General features: G+C 39.5%; 2 protein-coding genes. One reads left to right on the top strand and one right to left on the bottom strand.

Annotated elements, in window-relative coordinates:
* The first annotated feature begins 995 nt into the window (after nucleotides 1–995).
* Nucleotides 996–2363 (top strand): hypothetical protein, encoded by a 1368-nt coding sequence (locus tag AC4E7D_RS13205; protein ID WP_490174255.1) that lies wholly within the window; start codon nucleotides 996–998, stop codon nucleotides 2361–2363.
* Between the two features lie 149 nt (nucleotides 2364–2512).
* On the opposite strand, the gene AC4E7D_RS13200 is transcribed toward AC4E7D_RS13205, so the two are convergent.
* Nucleotides 2513–3085: a hypothetical protein gene (locus tag AC4E7D_RS13200; RefSeq protein WP_490174254.1), complete on the bottom strand. Its 573-nt coding sequence runs from the start codon at nucleotides 3083–3085 to the stop codon at nucleotides 2513–2515.
* Nucleotides 3086–3230: the final 145 nt, after the last annotated feature.

The following is a 3230-nucleotide window of genomic DNA, read 5'->3' as shown; positions in this document are numbered from 1 at the left end:
TTTCTTGATCTATAAAGTAGAGAAAATCTGGGCGTTCATGATCCCAAATGACTTTTTCAGGATTTAATTGATTTTCTGAAAGATATATTTCAAAGACACGAAGCTCTCTCTCCTTTTTTGTCATTAACACTGTATAATGCTACATAACGGTTCCGGCTCTACCTTCCCATCACAGATGGTTCGGCAGACCAGTATGGTTGGGCACCTCAGAGCCCAGACCACTTCGGAAATGATTAATAATCTCTAATGTAGGAAAACTTGCCCGAACCTGCTAAAGCTAAGGGCGGGTTACCCATCCTTGGCCTGCGATGCCTGTGCCTACCCCACTGGCGTACCTACGCATATTAGGCAGGCAAGAAAGGCGGGTTATAGGCGTTGATATATGGCGTTTCTCTTTTTCAATCCGACTCCTTTTTTCTAAAGAAAACAAAAAGATTCAGAGCCAATCCTACAGCGCATAGTACACCAGCTATTGTACTCATTCTCCCTGAATCAGAATATTCTACAAGAAAAAAGATGCAAATTGCCAGAAAAATTAAGCTTATGAAGTAGAGTAAAGTATTGTTTTTCATATTTAAAATTTAATCAATCCTCTATCACTTAAAAATGACATATAACGGTCTCGGCTATGATTCCTGCCTGCCGGCAGGCAGGTCGTCCTGACATTCATCTTCAGGATGAATTATAGCTCTTTGTTAGCGGCATTCTTTACTTTACTTCGTACATGATTTTAGCGTTTTCATTTTATTCTTAAAAAGAATCCTATGTTTGAATAACCGGGGTCATTTAATTTTCACTTCTGTTCACATGCCAGACAGAAACCGCTTTTGCTTACATTTGTTGTTGCCAAAAAAATAGACCGTCATTTTCCTGCTTTCTCATGTAAAAGAATCGCTTCTTTTCAAGCAATAACGGTAACACGCAATTTTAGCGTTGACAACTTTCATCTAATATAGCGCTTAAGAGTGCTGGCAACTTGAATTAACACTGATCAAATGAGAATAATACCCCTTTTATTGATTCTGGCATTTTTTTCCTTTCACGCTTCTGCAATCAGTCAAACAATACGCGATAATAACAGCCCTCCCAATAAACTCGGGGTGTTTATCGATGGCTGTGAACGGTGGGATGGCGGCTGTGATTTAGATTATATCAGAACGGAAATTACGGCTGTAGACTTCTACAGGGACAATCAAAAGGCTGATGTCTTTCTGCTGATTAACAGAAACAGATCTGGTGGAGGAGGAAGACAATATCAACTGATTTTTATTGGTCAACAAGACATTCATGCGGGACGAACAGACACGCTCCTTGTAGATAATAAACAGATTGATACTGACTTTGAAGTGCGGGCAAAACTAACCCGGTTTATCAAATTAGGTTTAGCACCGTACGTTGCGAAAACCAAAGCGGGCGAGGAGATCGAAATCAATATGAAGATTGACCCCGTCATTCGGGAAGATTCCATACAGGAAAGCGTTGATCCCTGGAATTACTGGGTTTTTAATGTGGGGAGTGATGCCAACATTGAATTAGAGGAATTGAGCAGTGAAATCAATATAGGTGGAGACATCAACATTAACCGTATAACGGATAAGTGGAAAATATCCCTGTCCGGGAGAATAGATGAAAGGCTGAGAAGAACCATTCAAAAAGTGCCAAGAGTTGATGAAAATGGAGATCCGGTTCTCAACGAAGACGGCAACCAGATCATCGATGACATTGTGAATAATTTTGATGTATCAGAATTTGGATTTAGTCATCAGCTTGTGAAATCTATTTCTCCCCAATGGTCTTATGGATATGATATTGCAGGTCGTCAGAACACCCGACTTAATTATCAGTTTCAGACCAGCTTCAGACCGGCAGTAGAGTACAATTTTTTCCCGGAAGCCGTACAGAATTCCAAATTTCTAAGAGTGAACTACGGGGTTGAACTCAGGAATAATCGATATGTCGAAGAAACGATCAGCGGTTTTCTTAAAGAAACCAGGGTCCTCCATAGTTTGAGAGCCAGCCTGGGACTAAATAAACGTTGGGGAAGCCTAGAGGTGGGATATCGTCTGAGGAATTATCTGGATGATTTTAGCTCCTGGTCCACAGGTTTGAATATTAGGGCAGACGTCCGCGTTACCGGGAATTTATCTTTTTATGTAAGGGCAGAAGGCAACTACGTAAAGGACCAGATTTACCTGGCCGCCGGAGACTTCACTGAACAGGATATTTTGAGCGGGAGGGTCACGCTGCCCTCAGCTTATATCATCGATACCAGATTTGGATTTAATTATCGGTTTGGTTCCAATCTCAATAACTTCGTGAATAGAAGATTTTTTGGAAGGGCCAATTTTGTTGGGATTGATTAATAAACTTTAATAAAGAAAAACTTGCCCGAACCTACCAAAGTAGGGGCCAGTACCAATACCTATGAGAGCAAACCTGTGCCTACCGTTCTGGCGTACCTACGCATATTAGTTAGGCAAGAAAGGCAGGGTGTAGGCGTTGTAGGTGCACCTTAATTTTTGCTTTTATATAGTTCAATTGCTTTCATGTAGTTCATTCCGCCAGATGCCGTTTGGTCGTTAATAAATCCATTTAATTCAGGATGATTTTTGTCAACCCAATTTAAAAGTCCATCTCGGTTATTGACAAAAGTTGAATCGTTGAAAATCACATATTTTGTCGTTTCAATACTTGCAATTTTATCGCCTTCAAAATAGATGATTTGTTCGGTGACAATTGGCTCCTTGTGAAGGAAAGATATTCTTTTGTCCGTTTTTGAAATTATAGCCTTTACGACTCCTCCTTTCTGTCTGATTTCAAGGATTTTGTAGGTGGGTTCAAATACTGAATCCCATTGTAGCCATTCCACATACTCTTTTTTGGAGAATGTCTGCTCATAGTCGTATTCGGTTTCCTTTGTCAATAAGCTATCGGTCAATAAAGTTTCGATTCCAGACACATTTGATTTGTCAAGAATTTGATAATAGTTCTTAGCAATTTCCAATTTGTCAAATTCCTTTTCTGAATTTTTACAGGAAATGATTCCAATTATTATGAGCAAAAGAATAACTGAGAATTTGTTCATTTTGGGTTTGGTTATAATGTGCTACAACGGTTGGTAAATGAACCGTTTTAATGACATATATACGTTGTTTGGCAATGAATTGTCATTTAAACATCATTAATTGTTTTCATTCGGTTTTGGCACATCATCCGCGCTCACTCCTTTT

The sequence above is a fragment of the Lentiprolixibacter sp. genome (assembly GCF_982873095.1).
This window is presented reverse-complemented; position numbering and strand designations above follow the sequence as displayed.

Bases quoted from the DNA above. Each gene is read 5' to 3' on its own strand.
- AC4E7D_RS13200 (WP_490174254.1), bottom strand. From the start codon at position 3,085: ATGAACAAATTCTCAGTTATTCTTTTGCTCATAATAATTGGAATCATT.
- AC4E7D_RS13205 (WP_490174255.1), top strand. From the start codon at position 996: ATGAGAATAATACCCCTTTTATTGATTCTGGCATTTTTTTCCTTTCAC.